This window comes from Frankia sp. Mgl5, from assembly GCF_023242985.1.
GTDB classification, from domain to species: Bacteria; Actinomycetota; Actinomycetes; order Frankiales; family Frankiaceae; genus Parafrankia; species Parafrankia soli.
Genome location: NZ_JALKFY010000097.1, coordinates 1 through 278 on the forward strand (window position 1 = coordinate 1; position 278 = coordinate 278).

Below are 278 nucleotides of genomic sequence, written 5' to 3' on the forward strand. Positions count from 1 at the left end.
TTGTCACTTCGCCGCTGGTAAATGAGGTGGCGTTAAAGGAAAAATCACTGCTCACACCGTTGTTATTGTGGAACGAGAAGAGTGGGGAGGGCATGCTTACCTCGTCGACAACGAGACAGGGCGGGCTTGTCAGCGGGCTGGATTTGCTGCCGACGGTGTTATCCTGGCTTGGTGTGCCGATTCCACGCGAACTTGCCGGACATGTGATCGTCCAGACAGCAAAGGGTGTGGGAGCAATCGATTCGTTGCAGGCACAGGTGGCTCAGATCGACCATATT

The 278-nt window shown here is 54.7% G+C and carries 1 pseudogene; it reads left to right on the top strand.

Annotated elements, in window-relative coordinates:
• Nucleotides 1-26 precede the first annotated feature (26 nt).
• Nucleotides 27-278: pseudogene (locus MXD62_RS08530) on the top strand (hypothetical protein); the annotation flags it as partial.